Source organism: Marinomonas ostreistagni, from assembly GCF_016461785.1.
Lineage (GTDB): Bacteria > Pseudomonadota > Gammaproteobacteria > Pseudomonadales > Marinomonadaceae > Marinomonas > Marinomonas ostreistagni_A.
The window spans coordinates 92,685-116,804 of sequence record NZ_JAEMUH010000013.1 but is presented as its reverse complement, the minus strand read 5'-3'; the positions used below and the strand labels follow the sequence as shown (position 1 = coordinate 116,804).

The window sequence follows — 24,120 nt, the reverse complement described above, 5'->3', positions numbered from 1 at the left end:
AAAACATGAATTATCAAGCCCATATAACGAAAAAAGCCAGACATATGTCTGGCTTTTTTTGTTATTGCTCAATAACTAGGCAGTTACGGCCGATTCCGTAAACGAAATCGGGTTGAGCGACTCATCTTCTTCGAATGTAACATACTCCCAAGCCTCTTCATTTTGAAGAAGCTCAAGAAGAAGCTTGTTATTCAAGCCATGACCCGATTTAAAGGCCTTATATTCACCAATGACACTATGCCCTAGAAGGTACAAATCACCAATTGCGTCAAGAACCTTATGACGAACTAATTCATCGCGGTAGCGAAGACCTTCATCGTTTAGCACTCTGTAATCATCTAGAACAACGGCGTTTTCCATGTTCGCACCACGAGCCAAGTTGTTGTTTTTGAAGTATTCAATATCCTTCATAAAACCGAATGTTCGGGCGCGTGAAATCTCTTTCACAAATGTTGTTGTTGAGAAATCAACTGAAGTGAATTGCACTTCCTCATCAATTGCAGGGTGCTGAAAGTCGATCGTAAATGACAGACGAAAGCCATTAAAAGGCTCAAGAGAAGCATACTTATCGCCATCATCGACACGTATCGGTTTTTTAATACGAATAAACTTTTTAGCCGCTTCCTGCTCTTCGATTCCAGCAGATTGCAATAAAAATACAAATGGGCTTGCACTTCCATCCATCAGCGGAACTTCGCTCGAACTTAACTCTACGTAGCAATTATCAACACCAAGGCCAGCCATAGCAGACAATAGATGTTCAACTGTACTTACTGTCACTTCACCATCACGTAGGGCAGTGGCGAAATTTGTTGTGCCAACCGATTGAGCAGAGCCCAATATTTCAACAGGCGGCTCCAAATCTGTACGTACAAACACAATCCCCGTGTTCACAGGTGCAGGTTTGAGCGTTAGATATACTTTTTCGCCAGAGTGCAAACCCACTCCGGTAGCGCGAATAATGTTTTTAAGCGTGCGCTGACGTACCATTATATTCCTACAATATGATGACAGTTAAAATTTGCCGGAATCATACCAACAAGTGTCGTTTTATACAATTAACAAACCAGATGCTGCGCATTTTTTGCGCAATACATCTATCAGTCAGCTTGTCGACGCAAAAACGCCGGAATATCAAGATAAGATAACTTATCCTCAGCTGACTGATTTGATGTTGAGCTGGTGTCAGAATTTTTTGTTTCAGGCTTCGCTGAAGAGACAGTTTCAGTTACCTGCGGTTTAACCGGCTCAGTAGGCTGCGCCACGACATTTACAGATACTGACTCAGACTCAACAGGTTTTGCAACTGGCGCAGCTGGCTGAGGAGCAACAGTAGCAGAGGAGCTTGAAGACAATGTAGAGCCCACAGCCGTTTGCATTTGCGCAGCGGAGCCTTTACCTTCTAGACCTGTTGCAACAACAGTGACACGCATTTCTTCCCCAACACTCGGATCAATCGCACAGCCAATTACAACCGTTGCGTCTTCAGAAGCATATTCTTCAATGATATTACCAACTTCTGTGAACTCAGAAAGGCCGACCTCATCGTTCGCAGTAATGTTTACTAACACACCTCGCGCGCCTTTCAGATTGATATCTTCTAGCAATGGGTTATGAATGGCCGCTTCCGCCGCCACACGAGCGCGATCTTCGCCCGTCGCTGAGCCAGAGCCCATCATCGCCATCCCCATTTCTTTCATAACTGTCTGCACATCAGCAAAGTCGACGTTAATCAGACCTGGGCGCATGATCAAATCGGTAATACCCTGCACAGCATTTAACAAAACGTTATTAGCCTCACCAAATGCTTTCAACAACGAAATGTTTTTACCTAAAACTGGTAGCAAACGCTCATTTGGCACAGTAATCAAAGAGTCAACATTGTCACGCAACTCTTTAATACCCTCATCGGCGACTTTTGCTCGACGACGACCCTCGAATGGAAATGGCTTGGTAACGACTGCAACCGTAAGAATACCAAGCTCACGGGCTACCTTAGCAATTACAGGCGCAGCGCCTGTGCCCGTACCACCACCCATACCAGCAGTGATAAACACCATATCTGCACCGGTAAGTAGCTCAGTGATTTTCTCTTGGTCCTCAAGCGCTGAATCACGACCAATATTTGGATTCGCTCCTGCGCCTAAGCCCTTAGTAACTGTTGTACCAAGTTGCAAGGTAATCCCTGAGTCTAAGCCAATGAGAGCCTTAGAATCAGTGTTGGCACAAATAAACTCAACACCATCCAAATTACTCTCAAGCATGTGTTTAACGGCGTTACCACCGCCACCACCGACACCAACAACCTTAATGACAGCATTGTCGGATAAATTTTCTTCAGCTAAATCAAATACGTTCATAGACATGGGCGTTAAGCTCCTATAATTCTGCTGTCATTCCTGACTAAATATAACTTTGAAACCAGTCTTTTACCTTGTGCCACGCCTTCGCTGGACTGAAAGCAGGCTTGGCTTCACCGCTCGCCACTTCGGGCAGAAACTTTTTCTTAGGCTCTCGAGTACTGATTCGAGTTTCCCCGCTATCAGGTACTGGAGCCCCTTTTCCGGCATACTCCAACAGGCCAATGGCGGTAGAGTAACTCGGATCATCAATCATTTCATTGAGTCCGCTCTTCGAACTCGGTGCTGCAATTCTTACTGGCATATCAAAAATACGCTCAGCAAGGGCTTCTGCACCTTCCATTAACGAGGTCCCCCCCGTTAAAACGATACCGGCAGGAATTCGCTCGGCATAACCACTGCGACTTAACTCATCCAGTACCATTTTGTAGATTTCTTCATATCTTGCTTCAACCACTTCAGCAAGAGCGTGTCGAGAAATTGCTCGTGGCTTACGATCACCTACGCTAGGCACCTCAATTCTCTGTTCAGCAGAAGCGAGGCTTGACATAGCGCATGCGTACTTAATTTTAATATCTTCGGCATGTAAGGTCGGCGTTCGCAAAGCCATTGATATATCGTTAGTAACTTGATCACCAGCAATCGCTACAACTGCCGTGTGATGCATTGCACCATCAAGCCATACAGCTAAATCAGCTGTACCGGCGCCAATATCAACTAAGCAAACTCCTAGATCTTTTTCATCTTCACTGAGACATACCTCACTGGAAGCCAATTGAGATAAAATGACCCCATCAACTTCTAGACCACAGCGACGAATGCATTTTTCTACATTCATCACTGCATTCGAGGCACCTGAAACAAGATGAACATTCGCCTCTAACCTCACACCAGACATACCAAGTGGATCACGTATGCCTTCCTGCGAATCAATATTAAACTCCTGAGGCAAAACGTGAAGCAAACGCTGGTCAGATGATATGGGGACAGCCTGAGCAGCATCAATTACTCGCTCAATATCTTCAACATGCACCTCACCGTCTTTGACAGCGACAATACCATGCGAATTTTGGCTTCTAATATGACTCCCTGCAACACTCACAAAAACAGAGTGTATGTTACAGCCAGCCATTAACTCAGCTTCTTCCACTGCTCTTTGGATTGATTGCACGGTAGATTCGATATTGATTACGACACCACGCTTCATGCCTTTAGCCGCATGCGTCCCAACACCTACTACTTCCATTACACCATCGACACTTTTTTCTCCTACCACACAGGTGATTTTAGAAGTGCCAACGTCTAATCCAACAATCATAAATATCCTAGAAACCCTTTAATCAACCAACCAATGCTCAAAAAAGCAACAATTAGACCAACTTTTACTCTTCTGCCAACCATTTAACAGCAACCCCATGGGGGTATCGCGCGTCAACCGATGAAATCCGATCTATTCTACCCGATAAATCACTTTTATACACTGCTACAAACCTTTGTAATCGCTCTAAAACATCGTCCCTACCAAGCCTTACTGCAATACCGTTTGTAAACCAAATATTCCAGGCACCTCGGTCTTCGAGCTCAAGTTTAGCCACCCTAAGTGATGTCGTAGAGAGCATCTGGCTAATTAACGTAAACTGATCCAGTACAGCACCCTCAGTTTCTGCTGGACCTGATAAGTGTGTTAGCGGCAATTCGACTATACTCTGGGGCGCAATAACCTTCCCCTCAGTGGTAATAATTTTCCTATCATTCCAAAAGGCTACAGGGCTATGCTCAGTCACCTCTATCCTTAAGGTATGCGGCCAAACCCGTCTAATTTTTACCGACTCAATCCACGCTGGTTGCTCAGCTGCATATTTTAACGCTGACATTGGTTCAGAGAATAAGCCAAGTCCAATAAGGCGATTATAACTTTTCTGAAGATTTTCGCGGTCAGCAAAATGTAAATCTCCTATCACTTCGACTTTACGAATATCGAACATTGGAGCACTACTGGCCACTTGATCAGGGTTTTCTTGCATAAGAGCAAAGATAATTAATAAAATTGCACCTATCAGCGCTGCATTTCTCATTTGCTCAGCAAGTCTCTAAAAAGGAATGCCAAGCTTGTTCAGCAATCATTTCAACTAAGCTATCGTAATCAATTCCCGCGTAGTTAGCTGCCATTGGAACAAGACTATGAGAAGTCATCCCTGGTGATGTATTCACTTCAAGTACAGTAAAGCATCCATCAGAGCCCTGCATGATGTCTACACGCCCCCATCCAGAGCAATTTAAAGATCGATAAGCTTCAAGAGCCAATGCCTGAACCTCAAGCTCTAAATCATCAGAAAGACCACATGGCAACAAATATTGAGTATCTTCAGCAATATACTTTGCCTCATAATCATACAGTTCATGCTCCGAAGACGGCTTAAGACCGATTGGCGCATACGCCACATCATCAATGATGGTTACTGTAAACTCAGGCCCAGACACAAACTCTTCAACCAATATATCTGAGTCGTATTTTTTAGCGTCTTCAAGCGCTTTTGTTAGCTCTGCCTGAGTATGAACTTTGCTAATACCAATAGTGGAGCCTTCTCTAGAGGGTTTAATAATGAGGGGAAAACTCATCTCACGATGAATTTTTTCTAGATCAGGTTTATCGCTGAAGCATAAATAATTGGGAGTCGGAATCCCTAAACCTTGCCAGTACTTTTTTGTTAAAGCCTTATCCATTGCAAAACCTGAAGCTAAAGGGCGACTCCCTGTATAAGGTTTTTGCAGCATATCTAATACCGCTTGCACCCGCCCGTCTTCACCTTCGCCACCATGCAATGCAATGAAAGCAAAATCAAAATGCGCATCACTTAGCTGCTTAACAGGATTTAACCGTCCACCAGGACCAAACAAATCAATGGCTTCTACTTTATAGCCCTTATTAATCAAAGCCTGAGTGACACGCTCACCGCTCTCTAAGGACACTTCTCGTTCCGCTGATCTGCCACCATAAATAACGGCGATAATTTTATCTTTGAGAAGCATTGAAACTACACCCCTTCAGCAGCTAGTTTTTTCGAAATTGAGCCGATATCTCCTGCGCCCTGAGTAATCAATAAATCACCAGATCGAAGGACATTAGACAAAATGGACCTTAGGTCATCTTCTGAACTTACATGAATGGGGTCAACCGATCCACGTTGACGAATGCTACCACACATAGACTTGCTATCTGCGCCATTAATAGGGCTTTCACCAGCCGAATACACATCTAAAAGAAGGAGCACATCCACTTCAGATAAGACCTTTACAAAATCTTCATAGAGATCACGAGTACGAGTAAATCGATGCGGCTGATATACCATCACTAAGCGTTTTTCAGGCCAGCCTGCTCTTATCGATTTGATGGTTGCCTTTACTTCACTTGGGTGATGCCCATAATCATCAATAAACATGACGCTTCCACCTTCAGGCAACTTAAGATCTCCCTGCTCTTGAAAACGTCTACCAACTCCTTCAAATCCCATTAAACCAGCCTGAATAGCACTGGCCTCAACACCTAAATCCGTTGCAACCGCAATAGTCGCCAAAGCATTTAAAATATTATGACGGCCAGGCATAGGCAGCCTAATACGCAAAGGTTCGCATTCAGGACGATGTGCTAAGAATTCACAGAACCGGCCTTTTTGTGAGATTTCGGTTGCATAAAAATCAGCTTTTTCATCAATACCATACGTTAATACAGGACGGCTTAGCTCAGGCATGATTTCACGCACATTTTCATCATCTACACATAAAACGGCTAACCCGTAGAATGGCAAGTTATGAATAAACTCTATGAAGGTTCGCTTTACTTGCTCAAAATCACCGTTATAGGTATCCATGTGATCTTCATCGATATTTGTAACGATCACTGTTTGTGGCTGTAAATGTAGGAACGAAGCATCACTTTCATCTGCCTCAGCCACTAAATACTTGCTGCTTCCTAATTGTGCATTTGCCCCAGCGCTGGTTAAGCGACCACCGATCACAAAAGTAGGCGATTCATCTGTTGCGGCTAAGATAGAAGCCATCAGGCTGGTAGTAGTAGTCTTACCATGCGTTCCTGCTACAGCAATTCCATGGCGATAACGCATCAATTCCGCCAACATTTCAGCACGACGTACAATTGGAATGCGATTCTCTTTGCCCCATTTAATTTCTGGATTGCTTTTATCAATCGCACTGGACACGACGATTACATGGGCGTTTTTTACATTCTCTTCTTGATGACCGATAAAAATCTCTACACCTAGTTTTGCCAGGCGTTCAGTCGTTGCGGAAGCTCTCATGTCAGAACCACTGACATTATAACCTTGGTTTGACAAGACCTCGGCAATACCCGACATCCCCACTCCACCAACACCGATAAAGTGAATGTTCTGGATACGGCGCATAGTTGGAATATCGTAACGAAATTTAGCTTCCATCATTTCTTAATTAACCTTATACACTGTGAAACCACGGTTTGCGTGGCATCAGGATGAGCGACAGATTTTGCCGCATTAGCCATTGTTTGTAATTTATTCTCGCTGCTTGCAAGCTCCTGTAAACATTTCTCAAGAGCTTGGATATTAAGTTCCGTTTGCGGCAAAAGATACGCAGCCCCTACCTGAGATAAGGAACGCGCATTGGATGTTTGATGATCATCAATTGCATGCGGGTAAGGCACAAGAATAGAAGGCAAACCCGCTATTGCCAGTTCACTGACCGTCATCGCGCCTGCTCGACATAAAACCACATCGGCCCAATAATACGCTTGGCTCATGTCATCAATATAAGCATCGACTCGTGCTGATATATTGAGGTCATCATAACTCTTTTGGACTGCCTCATAATTTCGCTTACCTGTTTGGTGCCAAACATCTAAACGAATACTGTCCTGCCAATGCGCTAGCAATTGTGGGACGACATCATTAATGGCTTTTGCCCCCAAACTCCCACCAACAACCAGTAGACGCAATGGTCTGACAGACTCATCACGCACTGAACGAGCGGTTTGCGATAAAATCGCTCCTCTGACAGGATTACCAACCGTCAAGGCACCTGCTAAGGCGCCATCAAAAGCCTGCATCTTTAACTTAGCAATTTTGGACAAGAGCGTATTGGTCGTGCCTGCCACCGCATTTTGCTCATGAATAGCAAGCGGTATACCTAACAGCTTCGCTGCAACACCACCAGGCCCTGCTACGAAGCCACCCATACCAAGCACAAAATCGGGTTTTTCTCGCCGCAGAATGGCTATGGCTTGACCTATTGAATGAGCGATCCTCCAAGGTGCACTCAATACCCCCAACATACCTTTGCCACGAACACCTTTAATAGAAACCGTGAACAGCGGGATATCGTGCTTTGGTACAAGGGTTTCTTCCATACCCCCTGCAGACCCCATCCAGCATACATCCATACCAAGTGAGGCGAATTTTTCAGCACATGCTAACGCAGGATAAATGTGACCTCCGGTGCCACCGGCCATTAACATCACTTTCTTTGGCTTTGACACGTCTATCACTCCCCTACTTCGGTCCGTTGTTCAGCCTTCATTTTCCCAAACAGCTTGGGCCACTTCTTTTGTTTAAGTGAAGGGGCAAGATTACTGTCAGCCGCTATTAGCCGGTTTTCGATATCTACTCGTCCAACAACAAACAAACTAGACAGAGTAATAATTAAACTACTTCCACCATAACTAATAAGTGGTAGCGTTAAACCTTTAGTTGGAAGAAAGCCAGTATTAACACCCACATTAATAATAACTTGAGCGATAATTAAAATAGCAAACCCAAAACACATATACCCTTGAAATAACCTTCCAAGCTTCATGGCAAACTGACCGATTTTAAACATCCGAGATAGCATAACGCCAAATACCCCTAAGAGCATCAGCCCACCAAGCATGCCTGTTTCTTCCACCCAAATTGAAAACACAAAGTCTGTGTGTGCTTCAGGAAGGTACGCCAATTTCTGTACGCTGTTACCAAGACCTAGACCAAACCATTCTCCACGACCATAGGCGATCAGGGCTTGTGACAACTGATATCCATCATTATAGGGGTCCGCCCATGGATCCATAAAATTCAGTAGACGTTTAACTCGGTAACTCTCTGATACAGCGATCAAACCCAAGAAACCGATAACGCCAAGCAGTAATATTATAAACTGGTTTACGGGGGCTCCCGCTATGAAAAGCAATGCAACAACAGTACCCAGCAAAACCACAGAGGCACCAAAGTCAGGCTCTAATAAGAGCAGGAAAACGAAAAAAGAGGAGACAAGCATAGGCATTACAGAGCCTATCAATCGCTGTTTTACCCGATCAGCTCGCCGTACCAAGTAACCCGATACGTAAACGACCATACAAACTTTTGCGACTTCTGAAGCCTGTAAGTTAAATACGCCTAAATTAATCCATCGCTGACTACCATTTACTGTTTTACCGAGTACAGGAAGCAAAACCGCCAGTAGTAGCAACAACCCTATCCACATTAAAATAATACTGATCTTCTGTAATGAAGCAGTTGGAATGGCCATCATAAAATAACCAAAGCCAAGCCCAATTATTAAATAAATGATCTGACGTGTCATGAAGTAGAAAGGATGTGCATACTTCGTTTCTGATAGAAAAATAGACGCGCTTGACACCATCACAATCCCAAGCATCAATACACAAGCAACTGAAGCTAAAAAAATAGGGTCTATTTTGCAAAACTCTTGGAAACGAATCCGCTCAAGGTTGTCACGCAGGAATTTAATAGGATGCAGAAGCACTCGAAAATTCATAGCTGGTTAACCAAATCAATGAAATGATTTCCTCGCGCCTCAAAATTCTTATACTGATCAAAGCTTGCACAAGCTGGCGAAAACAAGACAATATCCCCCTCCTTGACATGACTTTTAACAGCTTCCATCACCTCTGTTAAATCTTGATATTGAGTGTAATCAGTGCCTGCAGGCACAATATCTATAATTTGATCAGCATCTTTACCAAAGACATAAAAATGGCAGACATAATTGGACAGCGCTGGAGCTAAAGGTGAAAAATCAGCACCCTTCCCAACGCCTCCTGCTAACAAGTGGATATTCTTAGACTGTTTGCTACCCAATCCTTCTAAAGCGGCTAGCGTTGCCCCAACATTCGTGCCTTTAGAATCATTGATATAAATAACACCTTCCAGCTCGCGAACTGTTTCACAACGATGTGCAAGCCCAGAAAAACTAGCCAGTACTTGGGCTACTTCGGGAGCATCCGTTGGCAAACCCATAACATCTAGGATTGCCAAGCACGCTAAAACATTGGCATAGTTGTGCTCACCTTTTAGCTTAATGTCATTCGTGTTGTACAAACGTTTTACGCCATGGGATAACCAGGTACCATCAGGGTCTTTCAACAGACCAAATTCTTTTAAATCAGGACTGCCTTTAGTAAAAGCTCTAACAGGGGTATATTGAGCCAACAATGGCGCAGTCAGAATATCTTGTTTGTTACAAACGGCAGCTTTACAACCACGATAAATACGCTGCTTAGCTCGCTGGTAGCTGTATAGATCATCGTAACGATCCATATGATCTTCAGATACGTTTAGTAAACACGCTACATCTGCTTTCAAAGCATGAGACGTCTCTAATTGAAAGCTTGAGAGCTCAAGCACGTATACATCAACACCCTCCGCCAAACAATCTAATGCTGGGAGACCAAGGTTACCACCAGCTACCGATTTTTTACCCAGCGCAACGAGTAATTCATTCACTAACGTCGTGACTGTACTTTTGGCATTTGAACCAGTTATTGCAATAAATGGCGCATTCGCATAATCGCAAAACAAATCCACATCACCACGCATCGTAACACCGTCTTCCGCCAACTCTTTTAATACTGGCGTCGCAAGTGCTATTCCTGGGCTCACAAATAGCTCTGTTACTCCCAGTTTTTTAAGGTGTTCAAGACTACCTGTAAAGATACGTTCAGCTGGACAAATAGACTTAACTTGATCTAAACCCGGAGGGTTCTCTCGAGAGTCAACAACATAAAAGTCTAGACCTTGCTTGGCTAGGAACTTTGCCGTTGAAACACCAGTCACACCCAAACCAACGACTGCACGAATACGATCAGAGGAAATCAGAGACATATCGCTTTACCTTACTTTTAGGGTCGCTAAACCAATAAGCACAAGACATACAGTGATAATCCAGAAACGTACAATCACCTTAGGTTCTGCCCAACCTTTAAGTTCAAAGTGGTGATGGATCGGTGCCATTCGAAAAATACGACGTTTTGTAAGCTTATAAGAGGCAACCTGAAGTATCACGGAAACAGTTTCCATAACAAACACACCTCCCATAATAAATAGCACTAATTCTTGACGAACAATCACCGCAATCACACCTAAGGCAGCCCCTAAAGCCAATGCTCCAACATCACCCATAAACACTTGGGCAGGGTAAGTGTTAAACCAAAGAAAACCTAAGCCAGCTCCCACAAGAGCAGAACAGAAGACAATCAACTCCCCTGTGCCCTGAACATAAGGAATCAATAAATAGTCGGCAAATTTCACGTTACCTGTAAGGTAAGCAAAGATACCTAACGCCCCACCCACTAACACTGTTGGTAAAATTGCCAAGCCATCTAAACCATCAGTTAAATTCACCGCATTACTTGTCCCAACAATGACAAAATAAGTAAACACGACAAAGAAAATACCTAAAGGAATGGCAGCATCTTTAAATAAAGGGATCAAAAGCTCTGTCTCGGCTGGCGTCGAAGCAAGACTGTATAAATAAATTGCAGCAGATAGACCAAAAATACTTTGCCATAAATATTTCCATTTAGCAGGCAAGCCGCGAGAGTTTTTCTCTACGACTTTGCGATAGTCATCCACCCAACCGACTGCACCAAATGCAATCATTGTCAGCAATGTAATCCAGACATATGGATTTGTTAGATCCCCCCACAGCAATGTACTAATACTGATTGAGAACAAAATCATCACCCCACCCATAGTTGGAGTGCCTGCCTTGCTTAAATGGGATTGTGGACCATCGTCACGAACAGCTTGGCCGATTTGCAAACGCTGTAGTAAACGAATGACTTTGCCGCCGATTAACAAAGATATAAAAAGTGCCGTCAAAACCCCTAAAATCGCACGTAGCGATAGATAATTGAACACCGTAAAGAACGTAAGGTATTTGCTAAGATAAGCTGTTAAAAGCAGTAGCATGGTTAGGCTAATTCCTAAATTTTTAGTGCGTTTACAATATCTTCCATTTTGGCTGAACGGGAGCCTTTAACCAAAATGACATGTCTTGAATCGAGCGTAGATAGAATATTCAACGCATCGTCTTTTGTCTGACAAGAGTAAACCACTTGTTTCGACGTTTTATTCAATGAAAATCCATCTGCAGCATGCTGTGCAACAGGCCCGATCGTAATGAGATGATCGATACCAGCTTTAGCTGCGTAATTGCCGAGGGATTGGTGAATCGTAACTTCTTCGTCACCTAATTCTCCAAGTGCCCCTAGAGCCAACCATGTACTTTGCTCTTTGTATAATGAAAGCACATCGATCGCCGCTTCAACAGACTTTGGGCTAGCATTGTAACAATCATTAATAATCGCGGCTTCACTTTTTGCTGTAAGCAACTCCATTCGCCCAGGAACTTGTTCAGGGTGCTTCAAGCTATTGATAATACGATCAATTTCAAACCCTAAAGCCAACATTGCTAGAGCCACAGCCATGGCATTGGCCACATGGTGCTTGCCAGGCCGATCCAATTTCAACTGAATATCTCTTCCTTGATAGGTCAAAGTTGTCGTCGAGCCCGCCACCGTCTCTTCAAGCTTTTTCGCAAACAACGTTGCGCTGGCATCTGCAAACGAGAAGTTCAACATGGATCGCCCATCAAGCAGACCTTTCCAATATTCGTAGGAAGGATCATCCGCGTTAAGGATAATCGTTGCATTCGGCCTTGCCGTTTCAATCAACTTACCCTTTTCTACTGCAATCCCCTCAATCGAGCCAAAGCCAAGCAAGTGACTGCCACTGGCGTTGGTTAGAACAACAACATCCGCTTCAATGGTGTTACCAAGAATTTCGATTTCACCCGGAAAACTCGTACCTGCTTCAATCACAGCGTACTGATGCTGAACGGCTAAACCTAAAAGAGTTTTAGGTACACCAATCTGGTTATTTAAATTACTTTGGGTTTTCAACGTGTCAGCACACAAAGATAAGGTATGTGCTAACCAGTCTTTCACGCTGGTTTTGCCATTACTGCCAGTGATTGCAATAACAGGACGAGAAAAGTGGCGACGCACATGCCTTGCAATGGCACGATATGCAGCCGCAGTATCCGTTACTTCAATACGCGGCTCTAAGGGTATAGGCTCGCTTACTAATACTGCTGCAGCCCCAATCTCTAAGGCCTTACTGGCGAATTCATTACCATTAAAGCGCTCCCCAACAAGCGCCAAAAAAAGCTTACTCGAAAGATCTTCACGGGAATCGGTAGAAACACCTTTCACATAGCAATCACTACCAATCAAGCGGCCCTCTACGATAGCAGCAATTTCGGATAGTTTAAGTTCAACTAACATAATGACTTAGCGCTGTTTGCGCCTCCTCTCTATCGTCAAAGTGATACCTTACACCATCGACCTCTTGGTAGTTCTCATGCCCCTTACCTGCCACTAAAACAATATCTTCAGGTTTCGATGACAATATCGCCTCTCTGATGGCTTTGCGACGATCAACTTCAATTACCACATCGGATAAACTTTTATCGAGTCCCTTCATCGCATCAGCAATAATGGCCATTGGTGCTTCTGATCGAGGGTTATCGGAGGTCAAAAATACCTTATGAGCATTACGCTGGGCTGCCTGCAGCATGAGCGGGCGTTTCCCTGAATCTCTGTCCCCACCACAACCAAACACACACACAACATCACCTGAAGCATGATCATGAACGGCCTTAAGAGCCACCTCTAATGCATCAGATGTATGTGCATAGTCCACCAATACGAGTGGAGCACCTTTGCATTTGCTGGGTTGCATTCGACCTGGAGCACCTTGCAACTCGGATAAGGCAGACACTAGACTTCCCACCTCCCCAGCAACACTCTCAACAGCAGCTAGAGCGGCTAAAGCATTCTGTACATTAAAATCCCCCAACAAAGGAATCGATACTTCGTACTCTTTATCATGCACTCGAATCGTTAGATCCACCCCATCTTGCTTAAAGCTTTTTGTCACTACAGAGAAATCCGCCTCAAGCCTATTCTGCGCTGAATATTGCCAAGCATTTGCAGCACAGGCTTGCAGCATAAATGAAGCATACTCGGAATCGGCACAAATAATTGCTTGTTGCAAAGAGTCAAATTCAAACAACTTCCTCTTTGCGACAGCATAAGACTCCATTGAGCCGTGATAATCAAGGTGATCACGCGTAAGGTTTGAGAAAACCGCTGTTGACACAGGCACGCCAGCCAAGCGCTTTTGATCTAAAGCGTGAGAAGAGGCTTCAAATGCAACCAGTTGAATACCTTGTGCAGCAAAAGACGACAACAATTTATGTAAAGTCAACAAATCAGGCGTTGTTTGCTGAGCTTCTTGGAGATGAGTAAGAGGGCCTATCCCAAATGTACCTATCATAGCACTGGACAAACCAACCGCTTGAGCAAGTTGAGCGATATAGTAGCAAATACTGGATTTACCGTTCGTTCCTGTAACGGCAACAACGTGCTGAGGAGCAGGACCATAAACACGTCGACAAAGCTTCGCTACCTGCTCTTCGATATTATCTACTTCAATTAGCTGGAGAGTATCATGCTTTAAACCTAAGCCCTTAGGAACGACTGCGACCTGACAGCCCTTATTGACTACTTGCTTAAAATAGTCCCAACCATTACTGGATACCCCTGGCAAGGCTATAAAAACAGATTCAGGGCCCACTAAACGAGAATCGGTCTCTAAAGACCGATATAAATTCTGCTCATATTTCCAACAGTTTTTTAGATCTAACCACTCTAAAAGCTGTTCTAAGGTAAACATTTTAGTTTCCTTGTACGATTCGGTAAGATGAATCAGTGTTATCATCCAAACGCACTTCTCGAAGTCCTTCTGGACGGTCAGGTGGCACATTCAGCGTTGTCAAAGCACCTTCCATAACACGCGAAAAAACAGGTGCCGACACTTCACCACCATAGTATTTACGTCCCTTAGGATCATTTACCATGACCACCATAGCTAGGCGTGGATTTGTTGCTGGAGCGATACCAGCAAATAAAGAAATATATTGGTCATATTGATAACCACCAACCCCAACCTTGTGAACCGTTCCGGTCTTACCAGCTACGTTATAGCCTGGGATTTGCGCTTTTTTACCAGACCCTTCTGTTACAACCGATTGCAACATATGAACCACATCTTGCGCGATATCAGACGGCACCACTTGCTCACCATTAGGCTGTATATCCTGTTTAAAAATAGTAACAGGCACCTTGTAACCATTATTTGCTAACACCATGTAAGCCTGTGCTAGTTGCAAAGTAGATACAGCTAAACCATAACCATAAGATAACGTCGCAATCTCTGAAGGATGCCATTTTGGATGCATCGGCAACTTACCAGTTGCCTCCCCTGGAAAACCAAGCCCTACGGGCGACCCTATCCCTAACTCATAGAACATGTTCCAGATCGTATCTTGCGGTAACGACAAGGCAATATGAGAAGTACCAACGTTACTAGACTTCACCAGCACGGTTTCTAGGTTAATTTTACCGTAGTTTCTGAAATCTCGGATGGTAAATTTGCCGAAACGCATGTAACCAGGACTGGTATCGATCACAGACTCAGTATTGTATTGCCCAGAACGTAGCGCAGCAGCTACAGAGAAAGGCTTCATTGTGGAGCCAGGCTCAAATAAATCAATTACTGCACGGTTACGAAGTTCATCAGGTTCCAAATCGGAGCGATCATTTGGATTAAAAGAAGGCTGATTAACCATTGCCAAGATTTCGCCCGTCCGGACATCAAGAATCACCGCAGACGCCGAGCTAGCACGCTGCTCTGTAACCACAGCCTTTAGCTCTCGGTAGGCAAGGTATTGCAATCGCATATCGATACTAAGCTCGATGTTTTCACCGGCTTGCTCAGGAATCTCCTGGCCGAGTGTACTAATGATATTACCTTTAAGGTCTTTAATATAAGACAGCTTACCCGGCTTACCTTGAAGCGCTTGGTCGTAAGCGAGCTCAAGCCCCTCCTGACCTTTGTCGTCAATATTGGTGAAGCCTACTACTTGCGCAGTAACCTCTCCCGCTGGATAAAACCGCTTGTACTCCTTAATCTTGGATACACCCTTCACTTTGGCATCCAGTACAGCTTCTGCTTCATGAGGTGGCACCTGTCGCTTCAAATACATAAAGCCTTTGTTACGGTTTATTTCGAAGCGCTCTTTCAACAATGCACTGCCGACCCCCATCGCTTCAGCTAAACGAACAATTTCTTCTTCTGGATTTTTTCGCTCACCAATAGGTTTAGCAAGATTTTCAGGATCGTCAGCCAATCCCCATAATTCTCTAGGGTTGGCAATCACTGTCCAAGTCGGAGTACTGACAGCCAGAGGCTCACCATTCCGATCCAGAATCATGCCTCGTGTTGCAGGAATTGACTCGGTTCGAACAGCGCGCATTTCACCTTGATTCTGCAAGAATTCTTTATCTAAGACCGTCAAATAAAACAAACGGCCCGCTGCCACAGAAAACAGTGCAAACGCAATGGCATAAACCAAATATAAACGCCACTTACTAGGAGAATAGCTATTATCGTTTGTATTCATGGCTTCACTATGACCAATTCTTCTGGGGTCGGAGCATGCATTTTTAAATCCTTTATAGCCGCTTGTTCCAATCGACTTGGCTGGGTTAGGGCACTCTGCTCCAACAGAAGTTGTCCCCAAACCACCTCGTAGTTCACTTCATCTTTTTTCAATTGCTGCAGGTACGCAAATCCCCTGCGAAAGTCATACACCTGCACTACTAAAGTGATTGCCATCCCTCCCAATAAGAGCAAGGCAAATAAAAACGATAGCAATCCTTTTGTGCTCTTACTCACTCACGCGCTCCATGACACGAAGCACAGCACTGCGTGAACGAACATTGTCATCCACCTCACCTTTTGAAGGCTTAATAGCCTTTCCAACCGTTTTAAAGTGAATATCAAGGTGAGCATTCTGGATAGGTAAGTGGCGTGGTAAATCCGGGCCTTTACAGAGCTTCTTCATGAACTGCTTCACAATTCGATCTTCTAGCGAGTGGAAACTGATGACTACTAAGCGCCCACCAACTTTCAGCGCCTTAGCCGCTGCCTCTAAGCCTGTTTCTAAATCGCCCAGTTCGTTATTAATGTGAATGCGGATACCTTGGAACGCGCGCGTCGCTGGGTTCTTGCCTTTTTCCCAAGCAGGGTGTGCTTCAGCCACAATTTTGGCCAGTTGCTTGGTAGTCGTAATCGGTGTGTGATTGCGATATTCGACAATGGCACGGGCAATACGGCGGGAGTAACGTTCCTCTCCGTACTGGTACATCACATCAGCGATCTCTTTCTCCGCTGCTACGGCAATCCAGTCAGCGGCACTCATGCCAGCGTTAGGGTTCATGCGCATGTCCAGCGGACCATCATTCATAAAGCTGAAACCACGACTGGCATCATCCAGTTGCGGCGATGACACACCTAGGTCCATCATCACGCCATCGACTTTATCGACGCCAAATACGCTAGGGATGTGTTCTGCCATGTTGGCAAAGCTGTCTTGTACAATGGTAAAACGTGCATCCTCGGCTTCCAGCACACGGCCATGGCCAATCGCCACTGGATCTTTATCAAAACCAAGCATTTTGCCAGTGGTTAGGCGAGACAACACCAATCGTGTGTGCCCACCGCGGCCAAACGTTCCGTCGACGTAAGTCCCAGCCGCATCGGTCACTAGCATGTCGACCGATTCGTTCAGCATCACACTAATATGTTCTGGTGTTGTGTCTGTCATAAAGAGATATCCATTAATGTATCGAGTTCTAAATTATCTAAAGCGACTTCGGACAGGTACTCCTCACGTTGAGCTTCCCACTCTTCCAAGCCCCATATTTCTAGCTTTTTACCCTGACCTAACAGGGTCGATTTACGATCTATCTTGGCGTATTCACGAAGCGGCGCTGGCAATAACAAGCGCCCCGCACTATCGAACTCCAAGTCAGTCGCATGACCTACCAACAAACGCTGCAAGCGTCTAGCTTGCGGCTGAAAAGATGGCAAGCGATCTAATTTTTCTTGAATTTGCTCCCACTCAGACAGTGGGTAAAGCAAGAGACAACGAGCCTGTGGGTCAATGGTAATCACCACACCTGCGTCCTCATACTGGATAAATTCATCGCGTAAGCGCGCCGGCAGAGACAACCGCCCCTTTGCGTCCACACTCACCTGATGAATTCCTCTAAACACGCCCATATCCCACTTATCGACACTTTCTCCCACAATTTAACACTAATTTTAATTTTAGTTAAAAAATTCCAAAAAAAAATTCGCCTAAAGCGAATTCTTTATATATCTATGGGAAAAGTTGACGGAATCTTTAGTGTTGAGAGTCAATCGAAGAATAGAATGAGCAAGTTGGCCGATAAGCCGGGTTCTGTCGTGGACAGTCATTCATCTAGGCCATGTATCGCTACATGGCTCAAGCAACCTACCCGAACTCAGTGCGGGTCACACCAATGAGTTCCTATTTGGTCTTGCTTCAAGTGGGGTTTACCTTGCCACACACTGTTACCAGGTGCGCGGTGCGCTCTTACCGCACCATTTCAACCTTACCGGCAGTAAACTGCTTAGGCGGTGTATTTTCTGCTGCACTTTCCGTAGGCTCTCGCCCCCCAGGCGTTACCTGGCACTTCACCCTGCGAAGCCCGGACTTTCCTCCCCTTTGATATATCAAAGCGGCGACTGTCTGGCCAACTTGCGGACGGGCATACTACAGGGTGAAGCTGGAATTGCAAGAAAAATCACACATCAGCCCTCATTTTTCATGCAATAGGCAAGCAGAAGCATACTTCCAAACCGCCTTCAGGTCGGTTAAACGCTTTTATTTCACCGTTATGTGCTTGAACAATACGCTTAGCGATGGTCAACCCAACACCAAAACCGCCGCTATTTGATTCACGCGCCGAAGAAGAGCGAAAGAATGCATGAAAGATCTTTTCTAACATTTCATCTGCCACACCCGGACCATTGTCCTTTATAGAGACAATGGCACGCTTACCTTGCATAGAAGAAACCACCTCAACAAGACTTCCTTCGCCAGAGTAAAAACACGCATTGCGCAGCACATTCTCTACCGCGTGCCTTAACTGCACTGAATCCCCATGCAGCAATTTTGGTGAATCTCCTGATTTGGTGATAGTGATGCCACGTAACTGAGACTCAAATTGCACATCTTCAACTATTTCACCAAGCCAAGCCTGCATATCAATTTCCGATTTTTGCATAGAAGCAGCCTCAAGCCGAGAAAGCGTCAACACCTGACCAATCAGCTCATCAAGTTCATGCAATTCATTACGAATACGGTCTAAATAGTTTTGCTGTGTTGACTGTCCTTGCTTATCCTCTGCAATCGTCAGTGCCACCTCAATCCGCGCCAAAGGCGTACGCAGTTCATGAGAAACATCGCGTAACAACCTTTCCTTGGAGCTCAACAAAGTCTCTATGCGACCTGCCATTTCATTAAACTCACGCGCCAAGTTGCCAATAGCATCATTTCGACGCACCAGGCGACGATCCACTCGAGCCGCCATATCACCTTGACCAAAAGAGCGGGTAATTTTCTGCAACTTAAGAAGCGGCCCCATTAACCAGTAAGCCAAAATCGCACTAGACACTAACAACCCAAGAAGAGACAGCAAAGAAATAACCCAAGGACTCACCTCGTCACTACTATCTTGCGGCCTAAATACAAGAAGGTATTGCGTATTACTTGCCCCGATCACCTGTATAAACTGACTGCGACGAGCATCAGCTGCCGCTTCTGATGTATCCGATTCAACATCAGAACCAAGCGCCGACTGCTCTCGAAAATTCCTTGGCAATGGCCTTAATAGAGGGCGTCCATTTTCCTGATAAATATAAATACTGCCTTGAAGCTGCTGTTCATAAATGCGTGCTTGAGCCTGAAGTTCACTCGCCCCACTTTTCTCATAGATAGAAACCAAGTCAACACCAACATCACCGAGCACATCTGCTGATACTTGATCTTTATCTTGAACAAAACTCACAACTCCCAAGCCGATCGCTACTACGACCATATTGGAGAAAAGCACAACCAAAAAAACACGCAAAAATGTATTTTTCATACTTCTAGGCAGCTAGCGCGATGACTAGCATTCAGCTCCATCTACAAAAATATACCCGACACCCCGAACAGTTTTAATACGAGGTTCTTCATTCTCAAAACTGCCAACTTTTTTGCGTAGGTTACTGATATGCATATCCAAACTACGATCATACATCGTCAGCTTTCGACCCAACGCTTTTTCTGACAGTTCTTGCTTAGTCATTACCTGTCCTGGCACCATCATCATACATTCAAGCAACGCATACTCAGATGTGGTTAACTCAACCACCTCATCATGCAGATATACAGTACGATCACGACGCCTTAACAACACATCAGATAAAGACAGATCTGACATTGGATCATCTTCTTTCTCCTGCGAAGAGCGTCGTAAAATAGCCTTGATACGCGCCAGTAACTCACGAGGATTAAACGGTTTTGATAGATAATCATCCGCTCCCATTTCAAGACCTAAAATTCTATCAATGTCATCCCCTTTTGCAGTTAACATAATAACTGGAATAGAGCTTTTGTTTCGAATTTGCTTTAGCGCTTCAAAGCCATCCAAAACTGGCATCATGACATCAAGGATGACAATATCAGGTCGCTCTTGCTCCATATGATCCAAAGCTTCTTGACCATTCCACACATGAGTGACCTCATAACCTTCTCCATCGAAGTACTCTTTCACCAAATCTGACAAGCGTGCATCATCATCAGCCAATAGCAATTTAACCATGTCTAGCCCTTAATATTGTAAAGTTATTTGACAGATCCATAGTATGGTAGTAAGCGAGCAAATAAACCCCTCTTTTCAAAGATCTGACAATATTTGCAATAGGGCTGACAGTTTGACCCATAAAAAACGCCCCGCCGGTCGTTCCGGTAGGGCGTTTCGAAAAGCTCTAACTAATCAAGTGTTATTTAACTTCGATTACTTGCGCTTCAATTTTCGCTTTCCATTCAGCTGGGCCAGTCAAATGAACTGACGTACCCGCAGCATCAACAGCAACTGTAACTGGCATGTCAACCACATCAAACTCGTAGATTGCTTCCATACCCAACTCTGGAAATGCTACAACCTCAGCCTTCTTGATTGCTTTAGATACCAAGTACGCAGCACCGCCAACAGCCATCAAGTAAACAGCACCAAACTCTTTGATCGCTTCAATAGCAACTGGACCACGCTCAGCTTTACCGATCATGCCAAGCAAGCCTGTCTTTTCAAGCATGGTGTGTGTGAACTTATCCATACGGGTAGACGTGGTCGGGCCTGCCGGACCTACCGCTTCATCTTTCACTGGATCCACTGGACCTACGTAGTAGATAAAGCGACCCTTCAGATCAACAGGCAGCTCTTCACCGTTCGCCATCATCTCAACCATCTTCTTATGCGCCGCATCACGGCCAGTCAGCATTTTGCCGTTAAGAAGAACTGTTTCGCCTGGCTTCCACTCTTTCACCATTTCTGGCGTCACTTCATTTAGGTTTACACGACGTACGTTTTCACCCACTTCCCAAGTGATATCTGGCCAATCATCTAATGATGGCGGAACAAGATCCGCAGGACCAGAACCATCTAATACAAAGTGCGCATGACGTGTTGCCGCACAGTTAGGGATCATTGCCACTGGCAAAGACGCTGCGTGAGTTGGGTAATCCATGATTTTCACATCAAGAACGGTCGTCAAGCCACCAAGACCTTGTGCACCGATACCCAAATTATTCACCGCTTCAAAGATCTCAAGACGCAGCTCTTCAACACGATTTTGTGGGCCACGCGCCTTCAATTCATGAATATCAATTGGCTCCATTAGAGATTCTTTCGCCATCACCATGGCTTTCTCTGCGGTACCACCAATACCTATACCCAGCATACCTGGCGGACACCAACCGGCCCCCATTGTTGGTACCGTCTTTTTAACCCATTCAACGATTGAATCCGAAGGATTAAGCATCGCAAGCTTAGATTTGTTCTCTGAGCCGCCACCTTTTGCTGCAACATGCACCTCAACAGTATCACCTGGAACAATTTCCATATGAATCACTGCAGGCGTGTTGTCCTTGGTGTTTTTACGTGCACCAGCAGGATCATCAAGAATCGATGCACGCAATACGTTGTCAGGGTGGAGGTAGGCGCGACGAACACCCTCGTTAATCATGTCAGTAACGCTCATAGCGCTTTCCCACTGAACATTCATACCCACTTTGACAAAAACAGTAACAATACCGGTATCCTGACAAATCGGACGCTTACCTTCCGCACACATGCGCGAATTAATAAGGATCTGAGCCATAGAATCTTTTGCAGCTTGACTCTCTTCACGCTCATAGGCTTCGTGTACTGCCTTTACGAAATCTAGAGGATGGTAGTAAGAGATAAACTGAAGCGCGTCTGCAACGCTAGTGATCAGATCATCTTCTTTGATAATGCTCATGCGACTCTCCTGCTGAGTATTATATTTTTATGTGGAGGCAGAATGTTAAAAGATGCGCAGTGGGTTTGAAAGGCAAAAGCAAAATTTTCATTAAATATACCGTACATTCACCATATCAATACCAAAAACCCCTGCCAGAACAATCCTAGCAGGGGTCTTTATAGCTAATTCGAACGATTGTTAGGCTTTTTGTGAAGACCGAGGATTGGTCACTGAATATTGCACGTAATCCTCTAAAATCGAAGAGGTAAACTTCTCACGCTCAGTCAGAGAGTGTATTTGTTCTGCTTCCCAGTTTATTAAGCAAATAAAAACGGAATATTTATTAATACAACCATAATCGAGATCTCGAACACTAACTTGGTGAGACTCCATTAACTTTAGCACTTGCTCAATGACTTTTTGACTCTCGAAGTGCCCTACTCCTTCGATGCTTTTTAACAGTCGCTCTACACGCTCAATAGGGTTTTCTGAGTTTTTAGCTGGCTGCTCCTGCCGACTGGCTAATAGGAACTTATCAAGCATCTCTTCAGTGTATACTTCGCGTTCATGAACATCTGAAATTTGTGCCGCTTCACGCTCTAACAACCGAATGAAAAGGCTTTTATTACGAATATCTGAAAACTCTAAATCTCTAAGCGACAAGTCACTTTCAGACATAATATTGATGACCATATCGTAAGATTGAATAGACTGCTCATCTCCCTTTGCGGCCAGGGCCAAATGACGACGCAATTCATGCATTATTTTCGCAGCACGGTAATCTTCTTTAAGCTGAAGATGCTGGGCGTATTGCTCTTTGCAACTAGACATACGCTCTGTTAGCTCGGTATAACCTTGCTGTGCATCTTGCTCAGCGCGCATCGAGTCCATTCGCAACTGAGCTCGCTTTGACTCCCATGCTTCATAGGCAACAGCTCTTGCCTGAAAAGCCCTCTCAATTGCTTCTTCAAAACTCTGCTCAATGCGAGCACGCTCAGTTCTCTCTTTTAACTCTTCCTGTTCTACTGCCGCTCTCTCACTTCGCTTCGCCTTGAGCGCCTCTTGAGCAAGAGTTAGCTGGCTTTCAAGACCATCCATTTCAACCAGCACTTCAGATTCATCAAAGTCCATGAGCAAACCATGGACCTTTGACCAATATGCGTCCTGCTCAAACGGAACATCAGGATTACTAGAAGCATACTGATTACGCAGCGTTTCTTTAAATTGCTCACCCGAAGGGCGAAATGCGTTGGCAGCATTGATTACATTATCATGAGAGAAGAATCGCTCTTCTTGATCTACTACATCGTTAAGTTCGTCGTTTTGTTGCTTCATTTCTTCCTGCAATTCATCCGTACCAACAGTGTCTTCATCGTGACCACAGCAACCATCCATTTCATCCACTTTAGCTTCAGGCTGGGATTCTTCCTCAACTTCAGCCATCGTATCCGCACCTGAAGACTCTGTTGAGAACAGATCTGCGTCTCCATCAAAATGCTCTGGCGATTCTCTCACATCTGCTCTCGCCTGCTCGTTGCACTCACCTTCTTGCGTTGCAGCCAGATCATCAGCGATATCATCCAGAATGGTTTTAGCACCAGCATAAGATCGACTTGCCTCGGTAGGCTTTTCACTAAATCGCCTTTGAGTAAAACTCTCCGTCGTTGTTGAAGGACGCTCCGTTTTAATATGGCGTGGAGTCCCATTCCAACTCACCTTAAACAGCATTGTTCTATCGCAAAGCTGATACATTGGGATATCACCTTGAGACAGCCCATTTTGAAAAATGATAGATTCAGCATGGCGCAAAGCCATGGAGGATTCACTGGAATTAGTCGATGTTGCTAAATTAAGTAGTTTAACTACTTTATTCACTGCTTTTTTTCTTCGTCTAATACTCATTCTTCTAATGTCCTAGTCTTGTATGGTTGTTATCCCAATAATGAGGA

20 protein-coding genes and 1 other RNA gene are annotated in these 24,120 nt (G+C 44.7%); all 21 read right to left on the bottom strand.

All coding sequences use genetic code 11. The features are described from left to right. Positions 1-75: 75 nt before the first annotated feature. Positions 76-990 carry a UDP-3-O-acyl-N-acetylglucosamine deacetylase gene (gene lpxC, locus JHD44_RS14100; protein ID WP_199463411.1) on the bottom strand — a complete coding sequence of 305 codons (915 nt, stop codon included), beginning with the start codon at positions 988-990 and terminating at the stop codon, positions 76-78. Positions 991-1,100: 110 nt separating this feature from the next. After that, positions 1,101-2,360: a cell division protein FtsZ gene (ftsZ, locus tag JHD44_RS14095; protein ID WP_199463442.1), complete on the bottom strand. Its 1,260-nt coding sequence runs from the start codon at positions 2,358-2,360 to the stop codon at positions 1,101-1,103. A gap of 43 nt (positions 2,361-2,403) precedes the next feature. Continuing rightward, positions 2,404-3,678, bottom strand: a complete 1,275-nt coding sequence (gene ftsA / locus JHD44_RS14090; protein WP_199463410.1) for a cell division protein FtsA — start codon at positions 3,676-3,678, stop codon at positions 2,404-2,406. A 64-nt stretch (positions 3,679-3,742) separates the two neighbouring features. Beyond that, entirely contained in the window at positions 3,743-4,435 is a 693-nt protein-coding gene (locus JHD44_RS14085; RefSeq protein WP_199463409.1) for a cell division protein FtsQ/DivIB, read from the bottom strand. Positions 4,436-4,439: 4 nt separating this feature from the next. Continuing rightward, positions 4,440-5,390, bottom strand: coding sequence for a D-alanine--D-alanine ligase (locus JHD44_RS14080; RefSeq protein WP_199463408.1), 951 nt, complete (start codon positions 5,388-5,390; stop codon positions 4,440-4,442). Between the two features lie 5 nt (positions 5,391-5,395). Next, on the bottom strand, positions 5,396-6,817 hold the full coding sequence (gene murC / locus JHD44_RS14075; protein WP_199463407.1) for a UDP-N-acetylmuramate--L-alanine ligase: 1,422 nt from the start codon (positions 6,815-6,817) through the stop codon (positions 5,396-5,398). Further along, positions 6,814-7,887 (bottom strand): undecaprenyldiphospho-muramoylpentapeptide beta-N-acetylglucosaminyltransferase, encoded by a 1,074-nt coding sequence (gene murG / locus JHD44_RS14070; protein WP_199463406.1) that lies wholly within the window; start codon positions 7,885-7,887, stop codon positions 6,814-6,816. Before murG ends, murC begins: the two co-directional genes overlap by 4 nt. Positions 7,888-7,892: 5 nt before the next feature. Beyond that, positions 7,893-9,161 (bottom strand): putative lipid II flippase FtsW, encoded by a 1,269-nt coding sequence (gene ftsW / locus JHD44_RS14065; protein ID WP_199463405.1) that lies wholly within the window; start codon positions 9,159-9,161, stop codon positions 7,893-7,895. Beyond that, on the bottom strand, positions 9,158-10,507 hold the full coding sequence (gene murD / locus JHD44_RS14060) for a UDP-N-acetylmuramoyl-L-alanine--D-glutamate ligase (RefSeq protein WP_199463404.1): 1,350 nt from the start codon (positions 10,505-10,507) through the stop codon (positions 9,158-9,160). Before murD ends, ftsW begins: the two co-directional genes overlap by 4 nt. Before the next feature lie 6 nt (positions 10,508-10,513). Beyond that, a complete protein-coding gene (mraY, locus tag JHD44_RS14055) occupies positions 10,514-11,596 on the bottom strand; it encodes a phospho-N-acetylmuramoyl-pentapeptide-transferase (RefSeq protein ID WP_199463403.1) in 1,083 nt (360 codons plus the stop codon). A 14-nt stretch (positions 11,597-11,610) separates the two neighbouring features. Further along, positions 11,611-12,972 (bottom strand): UDP-N-acetylmuramoyl-tripeptide--D-alanyl-D-alanine ligase, encoded by a 1,362-nt coding sequence (locus tag JHD44_RS14050; RefSeq protein WP_199463402.1) that lies wholly within the window; start codon positions 12,970-12,972, stop codon positions 11,611-11,613. After that, positions 12,962-14,425, bottom strand: coding sequence for a UDP-N-acetylmuramoyl-L-alanyl-D-glutamate--2,6-diaminopimelate ligase (locus JHD44_RS14045; RefSeq protein WP_199463401.1), 1,464 nt, complete (start codon positions 14,423-14,425; stop codon positions 12,962-12,964). The genes JHD44_RS14050 and JHD44_RS14045 overlap by 11 nt, the downstream gene beginning before the upstream one ends. Position 14,426: 1 nt before the next feature. Continuing rightward, positions 14,427-16,214, bottom strand: coding sequence for a peptidoglycan D,D-transpeptidase FtsI family protein (locus JHD44_RS14040; protein ID WP_199463400.1), 1,788 nt, complete (start codon positions 16,212-16,214; stop codon positions 14,427-14,429). After that, on the bottom strand, positions 16,211-16,489 hold the full coding sequence (ftsL, locus tag JHD44_RS14035; RefSeq protein ID WP_199463399.1) for a cell division protein FtsL: 279 nt from the start codon (positions 16,487-16,489) through the stop codon (positions 16,211-16,213). The genes JHD44_RS14040 and ftsL overlap by 4 nt, the downstream gene beginning before the upstream one ends. After that, positions 16,482-17,420: a 16S rRNA (cytosine(1402)-N(4))-methyltransferase RsmH gene (rsmH, locus tag JHD44_RS14030; RefSeq protein ID WP_199463398.1), complete on the bottom strand. Its 939-nt coding sequence runs from the start codon at positions 17,418-17,420 to the stop codon at positions 16,482-16,484. The genes ftsL and rsmH overlap by 8 nt, the downstream gene beginning before the upstream one ends. Continuing rightward, complete coding sequence (gene mraZ / locus JHD44_RS14025; protein ID WP_199463397.1) at positions 17,417-17,872, bottom strand: division/cell wall cluster transcriptional repressor MraZ; 456 nt, start codon at positions 17,870-17,872, stop codon at positions 17,417-17,419. Before mraZ ends, rsmH begins: the two co-directional genes overlap by 4 nt. A gap of 160 nt (positions 17,873-18,032) precedes the next feature. Next, positions 18,033-18,383: RNase P RNA component class A (rnpB, locus tag JHD44_RS14020), an RNA gene on the bottom strand. A 64-nt stretch (positions 18,384-18,447) separates the two neighbouring features. After that, positions 18,448-19,770: a HAMP domain-containing sensor histidine kinase gene (locus JHD44_RS14015; protein WP_199463396.1), complete on the bottom strand. Its 1,323-nt coding sequence runs from the start codon at positions 19,768-19,770 to the stop codon at positions 18,448-18,450. Between the two features lie 24 nt (positions 19,771-19,794). After that, positions 19,795-20,490 carry a response regulator transcription factor gene (locus JHD44_RS14010; RefSeq protein ID WP_199463395.1) on the bottom strand — a complete coding sequence of 232 codons (696 nt, stop codon included), beginning with the start codon at positions 20,488-20,490 and terminating at the stop codon, positions 19,795-19,797. 181 nt (positions 20,491-20,671) lie between these two features. Further along, a complete protein-coding gene (locus tag JHD44_RS14005) occupies positions 20,672-22,189 on the bottom strand; it encodes a fumarate hydratase (protein WP_199463394.1) in 1,518 nt (505 codons plus the stop codon). 180 nt (positions 22,190-22,369) lie between these two features. After that, positions 22,370-24,073: a DUF2786 domain-containing protein gene (locus tag JHD44_RS14000; RefSeq protein WP_199463393.1), complete on the bottom strand. Its 1,704-nt coding sequence runs from the start codon at positions 24,071-24,073 to the stop codon at positions 22,370-22,372. Positions 24,074-24,120: the final 47 nt, after the last annotated feature.